Annotated in this window: 18 protein-coding genes; 6 read left to right on the forward strand and 12 right to left on the reverse strand. The window is 39.9% G+C overall.

Translation table 11 applies throughout. The annotated features are described in order from the left end of the window. Positions 1-112: 112 nt before the first annotated feature. From B3600_RS20580 to B3600_RS20600, 5 genes are all read left to right on the forward strand, one after another. Positions 113-1,081 (forward strand): D-2-hydroxyacid dehydrogenase family protein, encoded by a 969-nt coding sequence (locus B3600_RS20580; RefSeq protein WP_286754246.1) that lies wholly within the window; start codon positions 113-115, stop codon positions 1,079-1,081. Between the two features lie 23 nt (positions 1,082-1,104). Next, positions 1,105-2,151, forward strand: coding sequence for an 8-amino-7-oxononanoate synthase (locus B3600_RS20585; protein WP_112375136.1), 1,047 nt, complete (start codon positions 1,105-1,107; stop codon positions 2,149-2,151). Between the two features lie 247 nt (positions 2,152-2,398). After that, positions 2,399-2,683 carry an HU family DNA-binding protein gene (locus B3600_RS20590; protein WP_046673299.1) on the forward strand — a complete coding sequence of 95 codons (285 nt, stop codon included), beginning with the start codon at positions 2,399-2,401 and terminating at the stop codon, positions 2,681-2,683. A gap of 18 nt (positions 2,684-2,701) precedes the next feature. Beyond that, the gene (locus tag B3600_RS20595; RefSeq protein ID WP_070562796.1) at positions 2,702-3,538 is read left to right on the forward strand and encodes a tetratricopeptide repeat protein; all 837 of its coding nucleotides are present in this window, start codon (positions 2,702-2,704) and stop codon (positions 3,536-3,538) included. Positions 3,539-3,841: 303 nt separating this feature from the next. Further along, on the forward strand, positions 3,842-5,395 hold the full coding sequence (locus B3600_RS20600) for an Rne/Rng family ribonuclease (RefSeq protein ID WP_046673301.1): 1,554 nt from the start codon (positions 3,842-3,844) through the stop codon (positions 5,393-5,395). 80 nt (positions 5,396-5,475) lie between these two features. Here B3600_RS20600 and B3600_RS20605 read toward each other — a convergent pair whose 3' ends face one another. The 5 genes from B3600_RS20605 to B3600_RS20625 all read right to left on the reverse strand — a co-directional run bounded on the left by B3600_RS20605 (position 5,476) and on the right by B3600_RS20625 (position 11,936). Further along, complete coding sequence (locus tag B3600_RS20605; protein ID WP_286754247.1) at positions 5,476-8,106, reverse strand: hypothetical protein; 2,631 nt, start codon at positions 8,104-8,106, stop codon at positions 5,476-5,478. A 3-nt stretch (positions 8,107-8,109) separates the two neighbouring features. Next, the gene (locus tag B3600_RS20610; RefSeq protein WP_286754248.1) at positions 8,110-8,955 is read right to left on the reverse strand and encodes a GLPGLI family protein; all 846 of its coding nucleotides are present in this window, start codon (positions 8,953-8,955) and stop codon (positions 8,110-8,112) included. Between the two features lie 68 nt (positions 8,956-9,023). After that, positions 9,024-9,923 carry a tRNA (adenosine(37)-N6)-dimethylallyltransferase MiaA gene (miaA, locus tag B3600_RS20615; RefSeq protein WP_286754249.1) on the reverse strand — a complete coding sequence of 300 codons (900 nt, stop codon included), beginning with the start codon at positions 9,921-9,923 and terminating at the stop codon, positions 9,024-9,026. Further along, positions 9,920-11,092, reverse strand: a complete 1,173-nt coding sequence (locus tag B3600_RS20620; RefSeq protein WP_070562808.1) for a Gfo/Idh/MocA family protein — start codon at positions 11,090-11,092, stop codon at positions 9,920-9,922. Before B3600_RS20620 ends, miaA begins: the two co-directional genes overlap by 4 nt. Before the next feature lie 64 nt (positions 11,093-11,156). Then, positions 11,157-11,936 (reverse strand): hypothetical protein, encoded by a 780-nt coding sequence (locus tag B3600_RS20625; protein WP_115046279.1) that lies wholly within the window; start codon positions 11,934-11,936, stop codon positions 11,157-11,159. Positions 11,937-12,200: 264 nt separating this feature from the next. Here B3600_RS20625 and def point away from each other — a divergent pair, with 264 nt between their 5' ends. Further along, positions 12,201-12,782: a peptide deformylase gene (gene def, locus B3600_RS20630; protein WP_286754250.1), complete on the forward strand. Its 582-nt coding sequence runs from the start codon at positions 12,201-12,203 to the stop codon at positions 12,780-12,782. Positions 12,783-12,904: 122 nt separating this feature from the next. Here def and B3600_RS20635 read toward each other — a convergent pair whose 3' ends face one another. The 7 genes from B3600_RS20635 to B3600_RS20665 all read right to left on the reverse strand — a co-directional run bounded on the left by B3600_RS20635 (position 12,905) and on the right by B3600_RS20665 (position 23,864). After that, on the reverse strand, positions 12,905-13,516 hold the full coding sequence (locus tag B3600_RS20635) for a trimeric intracellular cation channel family protein (RefSeq protein ID WP_070562817.1): 612 nt from the start codon (positions 13,514-13,516) through the stop codon (positions 12,905-12,907). 96 nt (positions 13,517-13,612) lie between these two features. Next, a complete protein-coding gene (locus B3600_RS20640) occupies positions 13,613-15,976 on the reverse strand; it encodes a GAF domain-containing protein (protein WP_286754251.1) in 2,364 nt (787 codons plus the stop codon). Positions 15,977-15,987: 11 nt separating this feature from the next. Then, positions 15,988-18,588: a hypothetical protein gene (locus B3600_RS20645; RefSeq protein WP_286754252.1), complete on the reverse strand. Its 2,601-nt coding sequence runs from the start codon at positions 18,586-18,588 to the stop codon at positions 15,988-15,990. A 2-nt stretch (positions 18,589-18,590) separates the two neighbouring features. After that, positions 18,591-19,487, reverse strand: a complete 897-nt coding sequence (locus B3600_RS20650) for a hypothetical protein (protein WP_286754253.1) — start codon at positions 19,485-19,487, stop codon at positions 18,591-18,593. A gap of 120 nt (positions 19,488-19,607) precedes the next feature. Beyond that, entirely contained in the window at positions 19,608-21,629 is a 2,022-nt protein-coding gene (ppk1, locus tag B3600_RS20655; protein ID WP_286754254.1) for a polyphosphate kinase 1, read from the reverse strand. A 161-nt stretch (positions 21,630-21,790) separates the two neighbouring features. Continuing rightward, positions 21,791-22,975: a Pycsar system effector family protein gene (locus B3600_RS20660; RefSeq protein ID WP_231585238.1), complete on the reverse strand. Its 1,185-nt coding sequence runs from the start codon at positions 22,973-22,975 to the stop codon at positions 21,791-21,793. A gap of 619 nt (positions 22,976-23,594) precedes the next feature. Next, positions 23,595-23,864, reverse strand: a complete 270-nt coding sequence (locus B3600_RS20665) for a hypothetical protein (protein ID WP_286754255.1) — start codon at positions 23,862-23,864, stop codon at positions 23,595-23,597. Positions 23,865-24,559 lie beyond the last annotated feature (695 nt).

Below are 24,559 nucleotides of genomic sequence, written 5' to 3' on the forward strand. Positions count from 1 at the left end.
GAAAGATGGGAACGTACTATATTGCTTTTATATGCGATGAAGTTATAGGGATATAAAAGCCTTTTACTTTCGTTGGATATTGAAAATGAGAGTTTAAAATTAAGTCAAAAAAATGCGAATAACCATTTTAGATGACTATCAAGATGCTGTCCGACAGTTGGACTGTTTCAAAATTCTTGATGGTCACGATGTCCAAATATTGAAACAGTCCTGTGCAGATCCGGCTTTACTGGCGGAAAAATTAAGCGATACGGAAGCGCTAGTGCTCATTAGAGAACGGACCCAGATTACAGAAGAACTGTTGTCCCAGCTTCCCAAGCTAAAGTTGATCAGCCAAACGGGCAAAATTTCAAATCATTTGGATTTGGCTGTTTGTAGCCGCTTTCATGTGGCTGTTGCAGAAAGCATGGGTTCTCCTGTTGCTCCAGCTGAATTGACCTGGCTTTTGATCATGAATGCACTCCGAGGTTTACCTAAGGCTCTTTCAGATATGGACAAAGGCCTATGGCAAACGAACATAGGAGAATGTGTCTCCGGAAAAACAATAGGGATATGGAGTTATGGAAAAATAGGGAAGCGAATAGCGCAATATGCAAAGGCTTTTGGTGCCCAAGTAATTGTTTGGGGAAGCGAAAATTCCCGAGAAGAAGCTGTAAAAGACGGTTTTTTAGCTGCAACAAGTAAATCCGATTTTTTTCATTTTTCAGATGTTGTTACTTTACACCTTCGGTTAGTGCCTGCGACGCGAGGTATCGTAAAGCTCGAAGATCTCCGGTCTATGAAGCCGACTGCACTTTTTGTCAATACTTCCCGTGCAGAGTTGGTTGAAGAGGGTGCACTATTGACCGCACTCGAAACAGGTGTTCCGGGAATGGCTGCGGTAGATGTCTATGAGTCCGAGCCAATCTTTGATCCTAACTATCCTTTATTGCAGCTACCAAATGTGCTCTGTACGCCACATATTGGCTATGTGGAGAAGAATGGTTATGAACGATTATTTAGACTTGCTTTTGAGAATATTGTAGCCTTTTCCGAGGGAAATCCACAGCATATCGCTAACCCCGAAGTATTGACCCACTAATTAAATGAATCGGCTATATATAGATGAATAATTTTACACATTTAGAACAACCAACAGGTCGAGTTATTGTGGTCGGCGGTAAGGAATATCTTTTTTTCGGTGGAACTTCCTATCTAGGGCTGGCAACAGATCAAGCATATGCTGCTATTTTCATAGAAGGTATACAGCGATATGGTATTAACAATGGCACTTCACGAAATAATAATGTGCAACAGGCCATATTTGATCAAGCGGAAGAATATGCTGCAATGCGTTTTGGTTTTGAAGCAAGTCTGTTGCTCTCAAGTGGATATCTGGCGACGCAATTTCTTGTAAGAACCTTGGCGGCTGAAGGCGAAGTATTGTACGCACCCGCATGTCACCCTTCTTTATGGTTAGATAAAAAGCCTGCAGCAACTGGACATTTTGTTGACTGGGCCAATGCAACGATCGAGTATATCAATCATTCAGCCCAAAAATCATTTATCATCGTTAGTAACAGCTTGGACAATATGCGCCCGGAATTATACGATTTCACTGTTTTCAATCGTATTGATCCGGGCAAAAAAATTATACTGCTCTTGGATGATTCTCACGGAATAGGAGTTTTGCGCAAGAATGGCATTTCATTAGATAAGAGTAGTTTTCAACAGGTTAATATTGAGCTGATTGTCGTCGCATCCTTGGCGAAAGGCCTGGCAACAGATGCTGGATTGATTTTGGCCGATGAGGAACGAATTAAGTATTTCAAGCGATCAAACTTTTATACAGGGGCTTCTCCAAGTTCGCCAGCGAGCTTATATGCATTTATCCATGGAGAGCAGATCTATTTACGGCAATTCGAAAAGTTGCAGTATAATATTAATTCCTTCAAAGCACATATGGGGTCTGAATTAAACGCTGTTGCTAATTTTCCGGTGTTTTCATCAACGGATACGGGCCTTTATGCGAGGCTGATGAATGCGGGAGTACTGGTGTCAAGTTTTCCTTATCCCCTTGCTACAGATCCCCTATTAAATCGGATTGTGGTAAATGCACACCATACCAAGGCGGATTTGGATCAGCTAAGTCATGCAATTGGCATATATTGATTTTTATATGACAACTAATAAGTCAACATCTTGTAAATTAGATAATTGTTTTTATTTTTGAGGTTTATTTAAGGGTTGGTCGAACGTAATGTCTCGTTAATTGATTGTAAATGTTTGGCTTTTGGAAGCTTATTTATCAAAAAAGTATTTAAATAATTTCCATTACTCATTTTAAAACAATACTTTTGCATCCCCAAACATTAGTTGGCTTAAGGGTTGAAAAATAAATAATTACAGTAAAATAGATATGACTAAAGCAGAAATTATTGCAGAAATCTCTACCAAAACTGGCTTAGAGAAGGTAGATGTTCAAGAAACCGTAGAGGCGTTCTTTAAAGTTGTCAAAAACGCAATGATCGGAGGAGAAAATGTATATGTAAGAGGTTTTGGTAGCTTCGTAGTCAAAAAAAGAGCTGAGAAGACTGCAAGAAACATTTCAAAAAATACAGCAATCATTATCCCAGAACACTTTGTTCCTAGTTTCAAGCCAGCAAAAATTTTCGTAGAGAAAGTAAAGAATGGCAATAAATAATCTTTAAAATAGATTAAAATGGCAAAAACCAAACAGATAATAGTCATAGGATCAGTAGTAGCCTTGGTTGCTGTGCTTTTAGCGCAGCCTATTAAAGGTTTGGTGAACAAAGAAAAACAAACTGCTGCAGCATCTGAGTCGAAGCCGTCCAATGAAGTAAATTTGGAAAATATATCTTCGATGACAAAACAAGGTTTAGATGCTAGTTTAGTCAAAGAAATTTCCGATATTGAGGGCCAAGTTGCAAAAGCTTCTGGAGAGGATAAGATAAAGCTGTTGCAACAGTTGGCAAATAAGTGGGATGATGTCGCAAAACCAGCCCCTCAGGCTTTCATCTATGAGGAAATGGCGAAGGTTTCACCGAAGTTTGAGTATTGGTTGAAAGCAGGTAATGCTTATCGTGCCGCTTATACAAATTTGCAGGATTCTACTTTAGCTCAAGCGTTGAATCAAAATGCTATTCATGCATATGAGGCTGCGTTAAAAGCGAATACAAGTAGTTTAGATGCAAAAACAGGATTGGGTGCCGCAATGGTATCGGGAACGAACAACCCTATGGCAGGTATTGCCTTGTTGCGAGAAGTCGTTGCTGCCGATCCTAAAAACTTAGAAGCAAACAAAACTTTGGGATTGTTTTCATTACAATCCCGTCAGTTTGACAAAGCCATCGAGCGTTTTAAGACCGTTATCGATCAAAAACCCGATGCTGAGTCATACTTTTACTTAGCCACAGGCTATGAAAATATTGGGATGAAAAAGGAAGCCGTTACAGCTTTTCAAAAAAGTAAGGAACTGGCAGCCGATCCTTCCCTATCACAATTCATCGATCGAAAGATTGCCGAATTGAGCAAGTAATTAATTTATTATTTATAATCATTAAAAAATTTAGCTATGCCAAGCGGAAAAAAAAGAAAAAGACACAAGATGGCTACTCACAAACGTAAAAAACGTTTAAGAAAAAATAGACACAAGAAAAAATAGTCTTGTGATAAGCTTTTAAACATCTTGGCCCATTTTGCTGAGATAGCTTTACGAAACGATCTACATGTCTGTGAAGGGGATGTAGATTGTTTTTTTCGTAACAACGTTCTTTAAATGTTTAATCGGATACCCAAGATTGCGATAGGATATTGCATAGGTATCAAAAATGAGTAGCTTTTGGTAAAGGAATTAATTATCGATTCAACTCCTGATAAAGGGGTAACTATTGCTTTACTACAAGATAAGCAGCTTGTTGAACTTAACCGCGAGCCCGCAAATAATAACTTCGCTGTTGGAGATATCTATCTCGGACGTATCAAGCGAATTATGCCTGGGCTTAATGCAGCTTTCGTAGATGTAGGCTACGAAAAGGATGCTTTTCTACACTATTTAGATTTGGGTCCTCAAGTTCAATCTTTGCTAAAGCTTACGCGTATAGTGAAGAATGGCAGTTATCAAGAGAAACTGCTCAATAGTTTAAAACTTGAAAAGGATATCGATAAAGCTGGTAAGATCTCTGATGTCTTGAGCAAAAATATGCTCGTGCCAGTACAAATCGCCAAAGAACCCATTTCAACAAAAGGACCGCGTCTGAGTTCAGACCTTTCAATAGCAGGTCGTTTTGTCGTTTTGGTACCTTTCTCAAGTACTGTTTCCATTTCCAAGCGTATCAAAGGTAGTAATGAACGCAACCGCCTAAAAAAGATTGTCGAAGGGATTAAGCCAGCTAATTTTGGTGTTATCATTCGTACAGTTTCCGAAGGTAAGGGTGTTGAAGAACTACAACGTGACTTATTGGACCTGATCTCAAAATGGGAACTATTTACCAAACGTCTTCGTAATGCTGAACCGCCTCAAAAGGTTCTTGGCGAAATGGATCGTGCATCCACTATTCTACGGGATATTTTGACAGACGAGTTTTCACATATTTATGTTAATGATCCTTCGATCTTCGAAGAAACAAAATCATATATACACGATATATCTCCAGATTTGGAGAAAATTGTCAAACTTTATAAACATAAAGAGCCAATTTTTGATCATTTCGGAGTTGAAAAGCAAATCAAGGCAGCTTTTGGCAAAACGGTAACATTGCCTGGTGGTGCGTATCTCGTTATTGAGCATACCGAAGCCCTGCATGTCATTGATGTCAACAGTGGTAACCGTTCTGCGAATAAGGAGAATCAGGAAGACAATGCATTGCTGGTCAATATGGAAGCAGCAAAAGAAATTGCGCGACAGCTGCGTTTGCGTGATATGGGCGGAATTGTAGTCATCGATTTTATCGATATGCATAAACCCAATCATCGAAAAGAGTTGTATACGTTCTTAAAAGAATGTATGGTAGCGGATAGAGCGAGACATACGATTTTGCCTCCAAGTAAATTTGGATTGGTTCAAATTACACGTCAGCGCGTTAGACCTGAAATGAATATTGTCACAAACGAAAAATGTCCGGCTTGTGATGGTACAGGTGAAATCCGATCAAGTATTGTCCTTATGGATGATATAGAAAATAATTTGAGCTTTATTCTTCAAGAACAGAACGAAAAGAAGGTGACCTTATGTGTTCACCCTTATATAGACGCCTACATTAAGTCTGGTTTGATTTCTAAAAGAATGAAATGGTTCATGAAGTACGGAAAATGGATTAAAGTAAATCCAATGACGTCATATTATCTAACTGAATTCCATTTCTTCAATGCGAAGGATGAAGAAATTAAGTTATAATAGAAAGAGATTAACGAAAAGGGTTAGTAGTGATACTAACCCTTTTTTGTTTTTATAGCATTTAAATTCCTATAAGAAACCTATTTGATATGGTAAATTCCCCTAAGGAGAGCCGTTCGTCCCCGCAGTTCATAACGATTCTGCGACTGTACATTGGCTGTTATGGAGTTTGTTTCAAAACTTTTTATATTGGCTAGGTTGCGTATATCCAGTTCAAAATCCATTCCCCATCGACTATATCTTGTCATGACGTTGCAGAATAAATAATTTGTATTCTTATAATCAGGCTGTTTGTTAAAAAGGTGCTGAAGATTCCATTTAAGTAATACTGATTTTGTGATATTGATGGGGAAGTTCATCGATTGCGTAATAAAAAGAATACGACGATCTGACGATCCATTGCCCTGGGAAGAAAATGATAGATTAATGGAGCTATTATAATCTAGTGCTATCCTTCTGAAAAATTTCTTGTTGAAAGCAGGTTGTAGTTCATAAGAAGTAATGGCAATGGGTAATATTTCCTTGTTAAATAACTGATTGTAGTTTGATCGTCTCCAATTGAATTTCAGTTTGAATAGGGCCCCTAGCTTGAATATATATTTATCAAGACCGATGGTAGCTGTATAGCTGTGCATAGAATTTTCTTTTGCAATCAGTTGTGTCGCCGTCAATGAGTCTGTAACTGTAGTGGCTATCATATTGTTTGTTGAGTGAATTTCATAACCTAGTCCAAAATGAAAAAACAGTAATTTAACCGATTGTCCCAATTTATAGTTCAAGAAAAAATCATTATTTCTGCTCACTGGATTGGCTGAGCTATTATAAGATCTAGTTCGGTAATTTTGGATAATCAAACCGCGATAAACAGCATCTATATTTCCCAAGTTGTTGCTATTTTTATAGGAAAATGCAAGTTCATCATCATAGCCAATATGGTATCGAGCGCTAAAGCTGGGTGTAAATTGGATGAGATTTTTCCAATTATTGAGCTGATAATTTTTGTCTTCAAAACGGGTATGGATAAAGGCGACAGGCAAGGATAAATTTGATTTAAAACGCTCTTTATTCCAAGCATAATGTGCATTGAATTCACTGGATGTGCGTAACCAATTCATTCTATTTATTGTTGAATCTAGCAACGGATTGAAAATTTTTTCTCCCTGTAGGAGTTCGATGTTAGATTCAAGGCGTTGATTTTCTAATTCGAGCTTTATACCGTAGTATTGGTTTATTTTACCGCTGGGGAGGCGATATCCCAGCGAAGCGACAGTATTGAAGGTCGGTACATTGACATGTTGGATTATCTTATCAAATATGACTGGATAAAACAGGTCATTGAATACTTCGGTAGAACTGCGTAGTCTCTGGGGCTTTGTATAATATTTACTAGACCATTGAAGTTGGATAATATTTCCATTTTTAAGCTCCGGCACATAAATCAGTTGATTGTTGATCGTTTTGGACCTATGATGAATATTGTTGTCGATCGGTATTGTATCTGATGAGATACTCGATTCGGAATCCTCACTATTTAGCCCCATTGTTAAGGAATTTTTAAAGTAAAAATGATCGGTATTGCGCTCAACTGTCACTTGCCCGGTCGCGGCCTTAGTGTTAATTTGTGCAATCTGAATCTCATGGAATGAAATATCCCCCTTTTCAGTATAATAGGTGTTTTTCCCTTCATAATGAATGTTGTTTCTGTCATATAATCCCTGGATATTCGTACGTAGCGACCAGTCTTTTTTAATCGGTTTTGAAAAATTGAAATCGAAAAGGCCGGTCTTATTCTGGAGGTAATCTCTTTTCTCTAAAGGAGGGCTGCCGATTGTTCCTAAAGAAAGTAGATTGTCAATTTTTGCCTGTGATCTCGTTTCTTCCATGTAAATAGCAAGATCCTGACCGATGTTATTTGCTTTCAGGGCATTGAGAAATTTCACTTTTTTGTTAAACATCATCGTGTTTAGATCTCCATCGAAATGTTTGGGAGTTCCCAATCCGAGCATTATGCTACCCGACGGCTTTAGTTTAGCTTCTTCTTTTATTACCAGGTTTAGCGCAACATCATCACTATACCTTTTATTTTTGAGCAATTTAATATGCTCATGATGAGATATGACTTGTATGTCTTTAACTAAATCTGGGGATATTGATTTTGTCCCCAAACCGTATTTTTCAGCCAGCAAATCATCCCCATCGATATAAAAGTTTGAAATGGATTTGCCCTGGTATTTCACTTCACCATTTTCAAGGACTTCCAGCCCAGGCATTCGCTTCAATACATCGCCGATAGTTCGATCATTGGGGTCAGCAAATCCAGCCACGTTGTAGGTGAGTGTGTCCCCGCTGCGTGCTATTTTAGGCGCACTTTTGATCTTGACTTCCTCCAATAAAATAGTGGTTTGTTCGAGTATGATTTGAAGGTTGCGTAGTTGGCTCCCAAGTGTTTGGCTGAAACGTTTGTACCCGATATGGTTGATCTCTATGTAGGCATTTGTTAGATCCTTGGATGTTATCATTTCAAAATGCCCAAGAGCATCCGTTATTTTAAAGGAAATTACTTTTCCATCACTAGATTTTAGATTAACGCTTGCTGCGCGAATACCTTGCTTACTCGTGTTATCTAATAAAACCCCGGAGATCTGATGTTGCCCATAACAGAAATAGCCGCATAGCCAAAAACAGACAAACAGCACAAAATTTTTGGGCATAAACTATGGCGCTAATTCGATAGGATTGTTTGTTTGTGTTGAAGGGGCTTGACCTTGAACATCGAAGCTGATTTGAACTTTAGAATAATCGATCTGAAAAGGGTTTGCGCGACCAGTTGCCCCAAGTGTTTCATAATAGGCGCTGGGATTCTCTTTAAATGCCGTTTTTAGTCTTTGAATTTCCTCTTTTTTTGCGGGTATAACACTTTTTGAAGGCTCAATTCGAAGTGATTGGTCCGAAGGTTGCTTTTGAAAGCCGGCATATTCCCAGCTGACGTCGTTTTTGGAATCTTGTACCGAAAGAATAAGCCCCGGTAGTCCATGTAGCTTCCATGGTCCAAAAGAAAATGGCAGTTCTGTCGTAAACCAAGCCGTGTAATCCCTTCCTTTAAATCGACATGTGGCCTTTTGACAAAGGTATCCACCGATAGTTTTAGTTTCATCTGTTATTTCCCAGTCCTGGCTTTCGTAGGGAGCTTCGCATGAATAAGCATCTTCCGGAGACGATATTCCCGCTATATGAATGGTCTTTTTTAAAGAAGGATAAATAATGTATCCATCCAGAACCGGGGGACTGGCAGGCATTTTTAACGTTAAATTGCCGTCAAAATCTTGAGCTGCAGTTTTGGCATCTAACTGTTGTTTGACGAGAATATCTGAGTAGGTTCTATAGAGACTACTTTCTTTACCGAGATAGGTGACTGTTTCATCCGTTAGCTGTACCGCATTTTTGGTCGTATCGTTGTTATGTTTAAATTGATAATGAACTTCGGCGATAACTTTTTCTTGTGCTTTCAATGAAAATAGGGCACAGACAAGCAGTGCAAAAATAAGCGATAATGTTCTCATCACAATTGTTATAAGGTTCTTTTAAAAATATGAAATTTTTTTATGATAGAGAACAATTGTTATTTTTTTTAAACCCAATGGATAATTATACCGTCTTTTTCCATTTTTCGGAAGTAAGTCATTTGCCTTTTGGCATAGCGATGTATTTCTGTCTCCAATTTTTTGGTAAAGGCCGGGTAATCGAGCTGTCCAAGGAGATGGAGAGAAGCATATTTATACTCCAAACCATAGTATTGAAGCTGTTCGTGTGTAATCCCTTCGGTCAGGAGTTTTGCCACTTCTGCTAATAAGCCATCATTCAATCGTTGTTTTAATCTTTGGCTAATGTGTTCGCGTCGGATTTCCACTGACGGATTTAATCCGATAACGATGCTATCTACCGTTTGTTGCTGAGCGATGTGATCGGGGTGAGTATCTAAAAATGCTAATATTTCTATTGCGCGGATGATACGTTTTTTGGTCGAAAGATCGATTTGGAAATTCGCGGGTAGTGTATATTCCCGAAGGCGTTTTAACAACTCTGTCTCTGGGAGAGGAAGTAATGACTCCTTGAGCCCTTCTATCGATGGGATCAGCGCATATGGATTTTGTTGGATTACACTTTGGATATATAGGCCTGTACCACCACAAAGGATAGTATGTTTTCCCCTTTCTAGAATGGATTGTCGGGCTTGATGGAAGTCAGCGATAAAGTTTCCGAGATGATAGCGTTCTCCCGGTTCATGGGTGTCGATAAGGTGATAGGGAATATCTTGATATTCCGATAGATCTTTTCCCGTACCGATGTCCATTCTTTTATAGATTTGGCGGGAATCTCCACTGATGATTTCAGCATCGATGCGTTGCGCCAGTTGAACGGCTAGTTTCGTCTTTCCTGAAGCTGTAGGTCCTAAGATAACGATAACTTTCTCTTTCGGAACGGTTTGCTGTTCCAAAAGAGAAAGTGTATATTTTAATCTGTCTATCACAGAACAAATTTAGTCCATTTTTCTGTTCCTTCGTTATTTTTTACGACAGTATCGATAAAAGCCATGCCTCTTACGCCATCGTAAACTGTTGGAAAATCTTGTTGTTCAGCTGTCGGAATTTGTCCTTCACGTTTTGCCGTAACTGTTGCCGCAAAATTACGGTAGATATTCGCAAATGATTCCAATAAGCCCTCTGGGTGACCTGCTGGTACGCGGGTATTATGTGTTGCAAAAGAACTCAACGTATAAGGCGCTGCGTAAGCATTTCCTGTGCGATAAAGCTGACGAGGCTGATCAAGCATCTTGATGATTAAATTGTTCGGATCCTCATTTGCCCATTCCAATCCACCTTTTTCACCGTAGATACGGATACGAACGGCATTTTCTTCTCCGGCTGAAATTTGCGAAGCCATTAATACACCTTTAGCACCATTTTCGAAACGCAAAAGCACCGAGCCATCGTCATCCAATAGACGACCTTCAACAAATGTTGTGAGGTCTGCACATAGTTCTTGGATTTTTAACCCCGATACATATTCCGCTAAATGCGCAGCATGGGTACCGATATCACCCATAACCAACGATTTACCTGAGCGTTTCGGATCTGCACGCCAAGCGGCCCCGGCATTACCTTCGCGTTCTGTTAGTCGGCTTAACCAACCCTGTGGATACTCAACCACAATCTTTCTGATCTTACCGAAATGACCTTCTTTGACCATTGCTTTGGCTTGTTTAACCATCGGGTAGCCAGAATACGTATGCGTAAGACACAGTGTGCGGCCTGTGCGCTCTACTGTTTCCTGTAATTCTTTTGCTTCTTCAACAGATACTGTCATTGGTTTTTCAACAACAACATCAAAACCTTTTTCTAGCGCTAATTTAGCTGGAGCAAAGTGTAGAAAATTGGGGGTTACGATCGTTACAAAATCCATACGCTCGCCTTCAGGAAGCAAAGATTCTTTTTCGATCATCTCTTCATAGTTTAGATAGACACGCTCAGGAGCTACAAATAAGTCTTCTCCAGATTGTTTTGAAATCTGTGGATCAATACTAAATGCACCACAAACCAGTTCAATCTTGCCATCCATAAAAGCAGCAATACGGTGTACAGCGCCAATAAAGGCATCGTTTCCGCCTCCGACCATACCCATGCGAAGTTTTCTCTTCATAACGTTATTATTTTTGATTATTTATTTTTCAAACCCTTACAGTGTACAATATACACAATTTAGCTTATTTTACATATAAAATCATCTTGATGCTGCCCATATTTTCCTTTGGAAAGCCATTCGGATATTGTTCCATTAATACCTTTAGCTCTTCTGTATTGCGATAAACATATCTTTTTGTCTCTGCTATCCAAAAGTTGATAGGTGCAGTTATTTCCTTCGCAACAAACCCAATTTTTTCGAGCGAAGAATGTTGGCTCCAATCACGGTCGGTGAAAGTCATAATGTCTCCTGGCGAGAAATCGCTACAAAAGGCTTTAATTAATTTGCTAAGGCCCCCTATGACATTAATACCTGTTTTATTACAAAAGCGTAATAGTTCAAATGAGCGATAATCTTCATCTTTATCCAACATTCGGCGCCCTCCAGAGAATACCGCGACCGCAACAAGCTCTCCCTGTTCATAAAGGCCATAACGATACTTGCCGGGAAGAGCGGTTTGTAAATGATGTTCCACGAGGAACTGTAAACTCGTTCCTTTGTCGATCCGGGCAACTACAGTATTACGGGCGTAAATGCGTTTGTCATTTTTTGTTCTAGAAACAATGCGCCTGACGATCAAATCAAACTTTGTTATTAATTGGTCTTCATCGATATGAATACAAGGATCGGAAGTATCACGTCTCACGGATTTCTCGTGAGGGTATAGTAAAATGTTAATTGTTAATTCCGGAGATGATATTTGTATAAATCCATCAACATGACAAAGCGCTAATGAAACTTCAAGAGCTTGCTCTAGCCTAAGCTTGAACTGTGTCGACAAATTTATAAACGAAGGATCCATAAAACAAAAGTAACTTTTATGGAAGTTTTGACGAAATATTCACTTTTAATAATTATCCGTACCTTTGTACCCAAGAATATAATGGAGCGACAGCGTATCCTTGTTAAAAAAGTACAATGACTCAGGATGAGCAATTAGCCTGACATGATCTAAAATAAAAACGTGCTAAAATTACAACAGGCGCCAAGTGACTTTAAAAGCAAACAGCGTGTAACGAGCTCAGGTAGAAATGAGTATCGGCACTTATAAATAATTATAATACATATGAAACTTCCGATAGTGGCGTATGGCGATCCTGTATTAAGAAAGGTCGCTGAAGAAATAGATGAAGACTATCCAGATTTAAAGAAATTGATTGATGATATGTTCGATACCATGTATGCAGCGCATGGTGTTGGCTTGGCAGCTCCACAGGTAGGTTTGCCTATACGTATGTTCGTTATCGATGCAACTCCTTTCGCAGAAGATGATGAAGAAAACAAAGAAATGCTCCAATCGTTCAAAAAAGTTTTCATCAATCCCATCATGGTTGAGGAGTCTGGTGAAAAATGGGCTTTCGGTGAAGGCTGTCTAAGTATCCCAGATATTAATGAGGACGTATTGCGTCACCGGAATATTCGCATCAATTACTTAGATGAGAACTTTGAAGAGCATGAAGTAGACTTAACAGGTTTGGCTGCCCGAGTGGTACAGCACGAATATGATCATATTGAAGGTAAACTATTTACCGACAAATTGAGTGCCTTGAAGAAGACGATGCTAAAAGGTCGATTGGATGCTATCGCGAAAGGAAATATTCGTGTTGGTTATAAAATGAAATTCCCACAGCAAAAGAAAAAGCGTTAGTTCATACTAACGCTTTTTCTTTGTCGCTTCCTTCTAGTCCGTCTTTTAATCCATTTTTAATATGGATTCGGTCATCCAGTGTGACGTGTTCTAGAAAGTTTACGTGCTAAGAGGGACTTTCCTCAATCCAAGCGGGGTAAATACAAACGATATTTAACGGCTGTCATTCGTATTAAAAAGACAACAGCAGCCCCAATAAATGCCGCCCAGGAGAGGTCGAGATCAAGGTGCACCAGCAAGATATATGTGAGCCCTCCACCTAAACAGGCCGTAGCATATACTTCTTTTTTAAAGATTAGTGGGGTTTCGTTGAGTAGCACATCGCGTGTCATCCCCCCACATACCGCGGTGAACATTCCAAAGATAATGGCAGCATAGGTATTGCTTTCGTAGTTGAGTGATTTTTGTACCCCAAGGATGGTAAAAAAGCTAATTCCGATGGCATCAAAAAGTGTCAACGTACGATAATAACCATACAACTGTTTATTGAAGATAATGGCAATTAAAATTCCGAGGAAAATAGCGATGAGATAATTGCTATCATTGACCCATACTGGGCGTAGATTCAAAAATACATCCCGCATCGATCCACCGCCAATGGCTGTCACAAACCCTAAAAAGGCTGCCCCAAAAATATCAATATCTTTACGTTTTGCCGACAGGGTACCCGATATTGCAAAAAATAAAGTGCCAAGCAAATCGCTTAGATAAAAATAGTTGGCATCAGTAATCATGGTAATCCTTTTTAAATCAATATGTTAAATCCTCCATCTGACATTGTCCCATTTAGCCTATATCAACGGGGATAAACTTCCCTTTATTGGACAAATTTAGGAGAAATCTTGATAGTTTAAATTCACCGAAAGGCGAATTGCTTTCAACCCCGCAATTCCTTGTACATCTTCCAATTTTAAATGTTCGATGGTATGCTCAATAATGCCCATGTCATAGATTGCCTGTATACTTAGCATGAGATCCTCCAGGATTTCATCCGATAAATAGACAATAGCAATTTTATTGACCTGGGTAAGTCGTTCTTTGGTTCGCTTTATCCGAATTTTGTCTATCCTCTTTTTGATGATTTCATAACGGATATTGAGCGATCCCTCGACATCAAACCTCCTTTCATCTTCCCGGAAGCTGATATCAATGCTATGTGGGTTGATGAAAATCAGTTGTGTTGTTTCTAAAGCCAGTGGCAGCGTATCTTTCGCATGGTATGCTTTCAGCGCAATTCTGGCCATCGAAACAATTTGCTGACGCCTAAATACATTGATGAATTCGTAGCTGAACGATTGTTGGGGCGTAATGGATTCGCCGATATAAATGTCATATTCAATACCGTCTGTCCTGAACTTTTGAAAATAAGACGGATAATTTCCCTGGATGAAGCTATTGAAATGATCCAGTTCTCTACTGATCAATTGATTGATCTGACGTAGAGAAGTTTCAAACTCATTCCGATAAAACTCCCCGGTGTCCCGATTGGTGAAAAAATGCTTCGCATAATGCTCAATCACCGCTATTTTTGATGGGAATTGCTTTCTGGCTTCTTCTAAAAATGGCTGCACATCTTTTCTGAAGAACTCAATGATCTTGACCATCGATTCATCAAAAGAGATATGGTCAAGAGATTCTGTAATTTGATCGACCCGTGCTGAAAAAGTCATAATCAATTTGTGCTTTCCGTCTAACGAGAGCTCATCAATAAGCATGGCGAGCTGTTTGACCTTGAAGCTAAAGTCTTTGAGAATAGAGGCGTTTCGTATGATCGTAGAGTCTTTGACATCGACAGCACCATAGAGCGGATAGACTTCTTCAAATACAACCGCTTTAATATGGGCATCCTGACTATCGTTTTCCAGTTCCTGAATGTACTGGGCCGCGATATGGTTAAATTTCCACTGAACCGAAGGCTGTATTGTCGTAAACCGGTTAATGATGATATCGTCGATACGTTTTTTAAATTCCAGGGTGATATCCTGAGCTAGTTGTGATAAAAGCGGAACCAGAGAACCTAAGGCTTGCATGGTTTCACTGTCGAGCTGATCTTGTTCACGGCTGTATATTTCCAATATGCCTGAAAGAGAATGATTATGAATGAGCGGAATACACAAATAGGTCGTTACCCCCGACAAGCTAATCCGCTCGTCGAAAATGGACGTGGTATTCCGGATACCATTCGTCGCATTACTTGTATAAAATATCACATGCGGATGCTTTAGGTAGCCCGCGATTTCAGGATTGATCTTAAAGGTTTTATTGGCGGTATACGCTTCAGCAAACAAGATGCTTTTATTGGTGATTGAATAATCGAAAAATGGTACCCCATTTAATTGGAACAGCGGAAATAGACTAAATACCGTATCAGGCCCCTTTAATAGCGGTGTGATTATCTTTTCTAAATCAGCTAAAAAGAGGTGGTAATTGTATGTAGGCAAATCCAGGAGGATGGACTGGATTCGCCGTAAGGTATGTTCCGTACTGGTCTTTCTTAAGGTCACCATGCTAAAGCCCGATAACTCAAAATCTTCCAGTTTAACGGTATTGATAACGGTATTCCAGTCAAAAATGGAATCACTGGGGTTTTCCGATAAACGACCTATATCAAGTGCCGGCAATGTCTTTTTTGCTTTGATCTCAACAAATTTAAAATCGATGTCTAAATCGTAATAATCGATAATCTCCCCCTGATCATTGAGGTGATGATACACAATGCTGCTGTTTTCATTGGGAGAAAAGCCATAGAGTCTATCGAAGATGAGGGTATAAAAAAGCTTTTCTTGATTCGTAAGAAGGCTTCCGGCACGCATCTTCCCTTGCATTTCTTGCTCCACAAGCTGATGGCTAGATAGGTCGAAAAAGGCTTCGGTTCCATAGAAGGCTTCTTCTGCTAGGGCTGTTGTGAGTGCCCAGTACCTTTTTGGAGCAGTGTCAATCAACGATACGGAGAGGCTATAAATCAATTGCAGAATATCTTTATAGGCATTGAGATTCTGCTTGCAGAGTTTGCCGTTGAGATGTTCTATTTCTTTGATGCGTTCCAACGCAAACAAAGGAATCATTTCATCCGATGAAGTGCCATTTTCAATAAAAGATTCCAGGTATTTGAAAAATGGTTCAAAGTCTAGCCTGCCATTTGTATACGTATTGGCGTTTTTTGCCGTTGTGAGTTGTACTTTCTTTATCTCCATGGATCGAAATTTTAAAAACGGAAACCTGTGCTGAAATAGGGATACCAGCCTTCATTGGATTTCGTCATGACAAAATGCAAAGGAAGTGCATTGGCGACGATGTAATAAATACCCCCACCCACACCTTGATGAAACTTATCACTATTATAGCCCTTTGCCCATACTTTTCCAATATCATACATGGTCATTAGTCCGAATTCACCTGGAAGAACATAGCTTTTGACATCAAGTACTTTAACACGGGCCTCTAGGTTATTATACAGCATCTGTTGCCCCGCAAATCGATATTGGCGAAATCCTCTGAGATTTTCATGGCCACCTAGAAATAAATATTGATAAAATGTAGGGTTCCCGACAACGATCCCCCCTCCCGTTCTATTGGCGAATATAATGCCTTCATTGAATGCACTGAAATAGCCGGTTATTGCGGCACTTAACTGCGCTGAATTTTTTGAGTACGGATTGAGTCCAAAATAGGAATTCAAAGCGGCTTCAATATATAGCCCTTTACTTGGGTTAATCTTTCGATTACGGGAGTCTTGTGTTAAAAATGCATTGATACCTGCAAAAGTTTTGTCTTTGGTAATCGATAAACTATCGTAAGAATGTAAAGCTTGGGGATTTAAAATAAATCGATCTTCATTCTCAATCGGATCTAAGTGGTAAAATTGGATATGCGGACCTACGGCAAAGCTTAACGTAGATGAAGGTTTCCATCTTAACTGCGGATTGATATTGAAAATATTGAATCTGCTTCTGTAATATTTTGCACCATACTGTTCCTTTAAGAAGAGCGAGTTATTACCTACACCGAAGAAGTTTTGCGTGTTGTCAGGAGCTTTTGCTAGCGCATCGACAACAAGATCTGCATCCCCGACAACAGCTATCCATTCGCCTCTATAGTGAATTTTATAAGCTCCGGTCCGGAAGGCTGTTGCTACAGTCAGTTGTTGCTTATACGTAAAAGGATTTTTTCTAAATCCACGCTGATGTGTATAAGCAGCCCCCAGCCCGAGCGAAAAACCGTCATCAGCATTATAACCCGCAGTCACCAGAGGAAGCCAGGTGTTATATAGGTTTACAGGAACAAATTGCGTGTTGGTACTATCTTGTGCATAATGGAGCTTTATTTTGTTCTTCTCACCCAGTAAAGTGGAGTTTTTGGTATTCTCGTAAAGCTGTATTTTCGATTTGCTTTCGTTGATAACATAAGTCTTTGGCGTGCTATCTCCAATAATTCGGAGTTTAATCGGAGAATTTGCGTTATCGATGACAACAGAGTCTTTTCCCTCACCTAAATAGAGACGAATTTCTTTTGTTAGGCGGTCTTTATAGGTTTTGTCCATCAATGCTTTGGTGACCTTACCATCTTTATTGATCTTCGAAACTTTGACTTTCAGGTTTTTATTTTCCGTGCTGTGTATTTCTACTTTTTCGTTTTTGTCGCTGAGGTGAATATCGACAATGTTATTGATGAAATTATAATACTCTTCCATCGCTGAGGGTAGAGCATCACGACGGCTTTGAAGTGTTTTAAAAATTTGTTCCCCACGAATAGCAATGGACGACTGTGGCAGGCTACGTACCGACTCCCATAATACCGAATCTGTGAGACGTGCTACAAATTGCTTGACCTCTTTGGTCCATTCCTTGTGAGAAAGCTGGTTGCTCGGATGGGCATTTAAAAAACGCGATTTAAATAAAGAATAGCAAATATTGGGAATACCCGTCGTAAAACCTTGCATGACTGGGTTGACAAATTGCTGATAGATATCTTTCATCAGAAAACCTTGTGTGACACGCAGCGCCTGATCCCGATCGCGGGGAATAGGAATGTAGTCTTTATCGTGATCTGTGCTATCCTGATTTTCATTATACCAACGCCATTGATCCTCGTGTCGATCCCAATCGCTTACCAATACATCCAGCATTCTTGCGCGCAGATATGCCTTAGCTTTAAAGTTATCATCGTTATCTTCCTGTAGTTTTCGGACAGCTTTTGGGCTGTTGTCTGAATCACCAAGTGGTTCGCGTTCTTCTAGTAAAGCCACCGTATGCTCAAAAAGCGGCGCGTATTCCCCCAATATGCTGTCTTGTGCAACAACGCCGATGATGGGATGGGCATGGGGGACGTTCACGGCATTTGCCAAAGCAGGGATCATAAGTGCGGAATAGGGATGCTGGGCGCTGGTGGCATCGTCTAAGACATCCTGTACAAAGGTCCCATGGAGCTCTTCAGGTATGAGGGATTCAGTCCTTTTATTGACCGAACGTAGTGCCCATTCCCGACCGATTGAATCCGTAAGTCGTAGGGAAACCGATTGCATCCCGCCTCCCTGTTTGACAGGATGCAGTCCCCCGTACAAGGTTGAAAGCTGAAGCAAAGGCAAGGTGGTTTCCGCGGCCCATTCTTTGCGGTAATTTTCGCCAAGGAAGAACTTCTTGAATTTACTGGCTTTACCATATTTTGCATTTGCAACGATGCTTACACTGTCCTTGATAACGGTTTGAGCAAAGGATTTGCCCTGATGTGCAGGGGACTGTGTATGCTTTTGTTGTGAATAAGCATGACTAGCAAGAAAAATAAGAAAGAATGGTACTACCTTTTGCATGCCTATTTTTGTTCAAATTTATAAATGATCCCTTTATCCTGATTACCGGCTTCGCTGCTGATGTAAAGATTAAATTTTGAATCAAAGTTAATGCCTTCAGGTTGAGGGAAAATCTTCGGGTCTAATGGAGAGAGTGATTTCACATGAAAATTCTCATCGGTTACAACAAGGGCTTTGTCTACAGAAGATAAGATATACCATTCCTTGCTGTCTGCTTTTTTAGCTAACGCCGAGGGTTTGAACGTTTTCTTGATTTTAGCATCAAATGCATGAAGTTCATCAAGCTGGATGGCAAATTCTCCCTTCGGCTGAAATTGACCACGCTCGTCAATTGAAAAGACATAACCCGAGGTTTGCGATTGTTTTCTGTCGACCTTACATTCTTTACATAATACGTATGCCTGGTTGCTTTCGCGGTCAACAAAAAGCCCTTCATACTCTCCTTTTGGAAGTAAATTTTTCTGTTCGACCACGTTTTTTATATCGTCCTTTTCGGCAATGGGAAAGGAATAGATGCTACCATTGCTCTTTAAAATAAAGAAATGTGTATTGCTTATCGAGATGTCCTCATAGTCGCCATCTTTTCCAAAAGGGTTGAACGTAACTTTTTGTGTCGGTTGGTTAAATTTATAAAGAAAGCCCTGCTCATCTTGAATGGCATAAATATCGTCATCCTGTCCCGCGAGAAAAGCTATTCCGGATATTTCTAACAATTCGTCGGGCAAACTCATCTTTATGCCCGAAGATAATGTATAGGGTATTTGTTGCTGTTTTTCAGCTTGAACATGAGCGGGTTTGTTGCTGTTTTCCTTGGTTGTATTATTCGGATTGCAGGCGAGAAAAATAACAGAAGCTAAACCTAATGCCATAGTTGTCAATATCGTGGGATTTTTCATCATTATATGATTAAATTTTAAATTGAGGAAGTCATCCGGTTTCTGAATGAGCTTACGTTCAATGATTATATTGTTGGGCTTTTAGGCTGTTCTTGTTGTAATGAGCTGCCTTGTTGAATAGCCCTATTGTCTCATGTTGCCTTTCAAATAATGAAGGATTTGTTGCTGAGAAACATTTTTCTGCTGTGTTTCTATTGCCTGATTTTGTCCGTGTTCATCCAGTAAAGTTGCTTCGGTGTCGTCTGCAAACTGAATATCGAATAACTCTTGTATTTGATGTGCTAATGCTAGATTCAGCAATGGAAAGCAAGTTTCTATACGTCGGTAGATGTTACGGTTCATCCAGTCTGCAGAGCCCAGATACGCGCTCGTTTGTGCTTGATATTGAAAAATAAATATTCTGCCATGTTCTAAATATCGTCCTACAATCCGTTTCACGACAATGTTGTCGCTCAATCCGGGTACTTGTGGTTTTAGTCTACAGATTCCTCTGACCAATAATTGCAGTTTTACCCCTGCCCGGCTCGCCTCATACAATTTATTGATTAACGATTCTTCTTCCAGATTGTTTAATTTAATTTTTATTGTAGCGCTGTCTCCGTCTTTAGCTGCTTGGATGGTCTTGTCTATCAGGGATAAAAATGTATGTTTGAGATTGAACTGTGCAATTAATAGATGGTTAAAAGACAGCTCATTTGGATGATGGGGTTTTCTCCGAGCTGGTAAAAACTCGAATAGCATGTCTAATTCGTTGGTCAATAGTTTATTTGAGGTCATAAGGAAGTAGTCCGTGTAGACCTTCGCCGTTTTTTCATTTAGATTTCCTGTGCCTAATAAAGCACTTTCTCGACCCTCTTTGCGTTTGACGAGCGCTATTTTGGCATGTACTTTTAAATTGGGGATGCTATACGTGATTTTGACGCCCTGTTCTTTCATTAATCGAGCCCAATGTATATTATTCGCTTCATCAAAGCGCGCTTTCAATTCGACAAATACATTGACTCTTTTCCCATTTTTTGCTGCGGTAGCCAGCGCTTGTGCAATATGCGAATCACCGGCGATACGGTATAAGGTCGTGTAAATCTCATCTACGGTTGGATCTATTGCGGCCTCATTAAAAAAACGTAGTATGGGATCGAACGATTCATAGGGCGTGCAGACCAACAGATCCTCTCGGTCTATTTGGTCAAAGATAGATTCCCTGAAATTCTGATTCTTATTGATTTGCAGCTGTTTTGGATAAGAAAGTTCTGCTGTTTTAATCGGAAATGAAAATAGATCTTTCAGATTGTGATAGTTTCCGCCTTCGACAATGCTACTTTTTCGCAGTTCAAATAGTGTTGCCAATGTTTCAATCAGCTGTTTTGGCAGATTTGGCTGGAATAGAAAGCGTGTCGCATAGCCAAGATCACGTTTATTGACTTCCGTCTCAATTTTTTGGGCAATATCACCCTCAAATTCATCTTGGAGATTTAATTCCGCATCCCTCGTGATTTTAAAGGAATAGAAATTTAATGATGTATTTCTTATGGCTTCAGGAAAAAATGCTTTGATAATATCATCTATGAGTACGACATATTTATTCCCAATGATCTCACAGGTGAAAAAGCGGCCAATATGATTTGAAGGGACATTTAGAAAGAATACCACTCCAGTATTGTCGTCTGTAACGACGAAGTAGAGCTGATTGTTGATCGGAAAAAAAGAAGTATCATCAATTGGTATAATTTGGAGGTAGGAGGCAATTGTACTAAAGAAATATTGAGCTGCGAGGTCTTTTACTTCTGCTGGAATAGCTTGGTTGTAGATAAAGAATATATTTTCTTTTGCTAATTCTTGGATAATATCAGCTAGTATTAAGCCAAATTTTTCCTGTTGTTTGTTGATGGTTTTTGACGCTTTTTTATATGTGCCAATATCGATGTTCGGAATGAGCTGTCCCGGATTTTGCTTCATTATTTTTTTCCAAGCCATTAGTACAGGCATTCTAACACGATAAAATTCATCCAGATTGGATGAGAAAATAGCGAGAAACTGTAGTTTTTCCAGTAAAGGTACCTCCTCACGAGCGGCTTGGTCAAGTACCCGGTCATTGAACGATAACCAGCTGATGTCTCTGTTGATATAAAGATCTTTCTTCTTCATCCGTATAAATTTATGGTTATGGCAACGTGCTTACAACAACATTAATAATGATGCTATCTATTGGTAGCTAATGATTGATCTAAAGGCGGCATCTTTTTAAATAAAAAAGAAAGTTTGGAAAACATGATGCTGAAATATTTCACTGTTTTTATAGTATTGCATTAAAATATGGTTGCGGCGACAAAAGAAACAACCGATATAACAAGTCCAAACATAAAAATTCCATAGGCGTATCGTAGAAGCTTATATTTTCGTCCTAATACCACACCTTGCGAATAAACATCCTTGGTGAGCATGCCATATAGAAATTCCGAGTCGACCATTACCTTCTGCATACCCTCGTTATAATCGTCGAGTTTCATTTTGTAAAAATTTCCAAAAAAGAGAAGATTGACTGATTTCTGTTCGATTTCCTCCTTTGAGAATTTACCCGACGGAATTTTGGGTATCGTTGATAGTATGGCCATGACCATGGTTGCTACCACGGCTGTAGTTAAGATAATTGTTGGGATAATCAGGTGCTCGTTGGCATCTAGTTTCCGAAATAAGACAGCAATCACGACAGAAAGGATAATAGAATTGACCGTTAAGAGGATGTTGGCCTTATTGTCTGCCATGTCGCTTAGTCGCTGATTGTTTGAGGACGTAATCCGGAACATTGTTTCTATCCCACGTTCTGGCTTACTGCCTTTCTCTTTTTCCTTTTTGTCTTCCTTTTTACTTTCTTTATTTTTTGAGATAGATTTCTCCTGTTTTTTCTCCAGTTCTTTTAGATTCATCTCCTTTTTGGCATTAAGCTTTTGTTGCGCATATTCAGTATGGTAATGATGGCTCATTAGTAGTTTGATTGTGCCGGCCCGCCATACGTCTTTATCGATCTCCTTCCCTAGTACTGCTTCAGCTTCGGCTTTCATCAGTTTGTTTCTGTTGACGAAATCCTCATTCCCAAAATGAAATAGGTCTGCGTCGCAGAGAATTTGCTCCAGCAGATTTGTAGGATCCTGAGGCATTCTCGTTGCTAAAATACAACCTTTGATTTTTTCCTGTATGGCTTCCGGTATGCCTTTGTCCTGGAGGAAATTTAAAGCAATTTCGACACTTCTTTTTTCATGACCAATAGCATTGTCAGATTTTACGTAGCCGAGATCATGAAAGTAGGCGGCACTAATGACAATAAAGTGATCCTCCTCTCCTAGTTTATAGTACGATGAAATCTCCTCCGCGGCACGTACAACAGAACGTGTGTGTATCGTATTGTGAAAGCAATGGCAAACTGAAATATTTTCTGTAATATAAGTTTCAGCATATTCTTCTACCTGTTTTAAAAGCTGAGCATAATCTATCATGGACCAATATGGTTTTATTTGCAATAAAAGTATTTAATATCTTTAATTTCTTAAAAATAAGGTCTTCTTTTTTGTTATTTATTAACCTAGATCAAATTTACTGAAAAAAGCGTTATTCCAGTAGTTGTAAAATTGACTGTTATATAAGTAGATGAATTGTTCTTAAAACAGACCGCTAATCGGATGAAATATTTAGCTTTTATTAAAAGAGTACCCAGACTAATGCTAATCAAGGAAACCTAGGTAAAGCCTATAATACTCGAGTAAACATTTACTAAGGCGGTCATTGAGCATGTCTCAGATTAATACCGTTGATAGGTAAAAACAATAAGATAGGGCGTCCAGAATTCGAAATAGGATTCTAAACTGGATCCTGATTCGATCCTATGCTGAGGCCGATGCGGGAAATCAGTAGGGCGAAATGCTTTTTTAGCCCTTTTTATGCTGTGTTTCTCCGGGCATATAGCGCTTTTTAGTCATTATCCAGGGTTTATCCAGTTTTCATTCCGCTCCGAAAGCCACTCTAAGGACAGTTCAAGCGGGTTTTGAGTAGCGTGACAGGGCTTACTGCGTGCCTGACTCGGACTCAACGCAGACTCACCTCGGGTTTAGCACGTATTCACGGTGTATTACTGATAAATAAACACAGCTTATGTGTTGCCTTAAACCAAGGGAGATAAGATAACAAGGGTTGCTCCGCTCCATCGTTAAATTGGGGCATTCCCCTACGCTGCTCTGCTCCCAAATTCTTTTTGCGCCTTTGATAGTATGTTTTTCCGAGTTGTTTTCGTGTTTGCTGCGTTGCTACGGAGTTGTTCGGCTGCGGTTCAGTCTGGTATTGGCCTTTTTTAGGGGCATCCAGGGGATATGGTCGCGTTCGGAGCGTCATTTGCCCGTGTTGGCAGCGGGGTGAGGGCGGGCTTAGACTCGGACTCAACACGGACTCAACACGGACTCAAGACGTTCAGGGGCTAAACCAGCCCCGACCATGGTACAAAGGAGGCTGGGAGGGCAGTCGGAGGTTCCCGCAGACCTTTGTCAGCAGCCGGAGCGTTGTCCCCAAGCGGAACCACCTTTCCCTAAATAAGGGAGAGTTAAGGATGCTTTATTTCTTAGTTTAGCTTTTGTTTATCGTTAGCTTAGTAATAAGTTAGGGTTTGCTTAGCCATAACCTATACTATACCTAAACTAAACCTAACTAAACCCTAAACTAACCCTAAGTAAACAGGCAGGAAAGTATAACTGCAAATGAAGGTATTCCGGAGCCCTGTGTTCTGCCATTTTTCCGACCTACCGATATCCGCCTATCCCCTGTTATATCCTGCATTGCGGTGTCTTTTCGCTGTGATCTTTCCGATGGGACAATTTTCCGGTCTTATCAATATCCACCCGTTTATAGGCTGCGCCTATGCGCATCGTCTTCGATTGAGCGTTGAGCCGAGCGGGCTACCAAAGTGATCCCGAGCTTAAGCAGATCGAGCAATACAATGTTCATCCATGTTTCCGCTGCGGAGCCTGTATCGAGTCCCGGTTCCCGTCCCCATTCTGTGCCGGATCCGGCCTTCCCAGCCCTGCGATCACCTG

The organism is Sphingobacterium sp. UBA2480 (genome assembly GCF_002341965.1).
Taxonomy (GTDB): Bacteria; Bacteroidota; Bacteroidia; order Sphingobacteriales; family Sphingobacteriaceae; genus Sphingobacterium; species Sphingobacterium multivorum.

Coding starts and splice junctions, on each gene's coding strand:
- B3600_RS20580 (WP_286754246.1), top strand. CDS start 113: ATGCGAATAACCATTTTAGATGACTATCAAGATGCTGTCCGACAGTTG.
- B3600_RS20585 (WP_112375136.1), top strand. CDS start 1,105: ATGAATAATTTTACACATTTAGAACAACCAACAGGTCGAGTTATTGTG.
- B3600_RS20590 (WP_046673299.1), top strand. CDS start 2,399: ATGACTAAAGCAGAAATTATTGCAGAAATCTCTACCAAAACTGGCTTA.
- B3600_RS20595 (WP_070562796.1), top strand. CDS start 2,702: ATGGCAAAAACCAAACAGATAATAGTCATAGGATCAGTAGTAGCCTTG.
- B3600_RS20605 (WP_286754247.1), bottom strand. CDS start 8,106: ATGCCCAAAAATTTTGTGCTGTTTGTCTGTTTTTGGCTATGCGGCTAT.
- B3600_RS20610 (WP_286754248.1), bottom strand. CDS start 8,955: ATGAGAACATTATCGCTTATTTTTGCACTGCTTGTCTGTGCCCTATTT.
- B3600_RS20620 (WP_070562808.1), bottom strand. CDS start 11,092: ATGAAGAGAAAACTTCGCATGGGTATGGTCGGAGGCGGAAACGATGCC.
- B3600_RS20625 (WP_115046279.1), bottom strand. CDS start 11,936: ATGGATCCTTCGTTTATAAATTTGTCGACACAGTTCAAGCTTAGGCTA.
- def (WP_286754250.1), top strand. CDS start 12,201: ATGAAACTTCCGATAGTGGCGTATGGCGATCCTGTATTAAGAAAGGTC.
- B3600_RS20635 (WP_070562817.1), bottom strand. CDS start 13,516: ATGATTACTGATGCCAACTATTTTTATCTAAGCGATTTGCTTGGCACT.
- B3600_RS20640 (WP_286754251.1), bottom strand. CDS start 15,976: ATGGAGATAAAGAAAGTACAACTCACAACGGCAAAAAACGCCAATACG.
- B3600_RS20645 (WP_286754252.1), bottom strand. CDS start 18,588: ATGCAAAAGGTAGTACCATTCTTTCTTATTTTTCTTGCTAGTCATGCT.
- B3600_RS20650 (WP_286754253.1), bottom strand. CDS start 19,487: ATGATGAAAAATCCCACGATATTGACAACTATGGCATTAGGTTTAGCT.
- ppk1 (WP_286754254.1), bottom strand. CDS start 21,629: ATGAAGAAGAAAGATCTTTATATCAACAGAGACATCAGCTGGTTATCG.
- B3600_RS20660 (WP_231585238.1), bottom strand. CDS start 22,975: ATGATAGATTATGCTCAGCTTTTAAAACAGGTAGAAGAATATGCTGAA.
- B3600_RS20665 (WP_286754255.1), bottom strand. CDS start 23,864: ATGACGCTCCGAACGCGACCATATCCCCTGGATGCCCCTAAAAAAGGC.